This is a genomic window from Pseudoalteromonas sp. MTN2-4 (genome assembly GCF_042848605.1).
Classification (GTDB): Bacteria; Pseudomonadota; Gammaproteobacteria; order Enterobacterales; family Alteromonadaceae; genus Pseudoalteromonas.
The window spans coordinates 1-495 of the sequence record NZ_BTGK01000069.1; the positions used below are offsets into that span (position 1 = coordinate 1).

The 495-nt window shown below is 34.5% G+C and carries 1 protein-coding gene; it reads right to left on the minus strand.

Annotated features, from left to right (window positions below; genetic code table 11):
• Positions 1 to 93: 93 nt before the first annotated feature.
• Positions 94 to 495, minus strand: a 402-nt coding sequence (locus ACGHEH_RS21755) for a hypothetical protein (protein WP_390449890.1), incomplete at its 5' end; no start/stop codon positions are given.

Consider the following 495-nt stretch of genomic DNA (forward strand, 5'->3'; position numbering starts at 1 on the left):
TAACGCTTGCCTAACCGGCGCAAAATAGCAGGCTAAAATTAGCGACGAAGGAGCGCAAGCCTGCTGTTTTGCGTCCTTTGGTTTAGGCACTTGTTATGCATTTTCTGACCAAAGTGCATCCGAACGAAACGCATACATATAAACCGGATATGCAACAAATAGTAAAAAAGCAAAAGCACCTAGTGAAAACAATAATTGTATTAAACTAAATTGGTTAAACGTATAAAGGACTAACCAAAGCAAACTTATACCACCAAAAATCAATACATTTAAAACAAATATTAATATAGCTATTGTTTTATTTCCGATAGCCACGCCGTATGCGTAACCATATATTGGTATTAGTGTTGATGCTGAGACTATAACAGACAAAAAATCTGAGTATTTTAAGTTTTCTTTGAAAGGTAAACCAACCAACTCAAGAAATGTAATGAAGGCTACAAAAGCAAATAGAAACTTCCACTTTTTCAAAATATTACTCTTAATGCATAACGC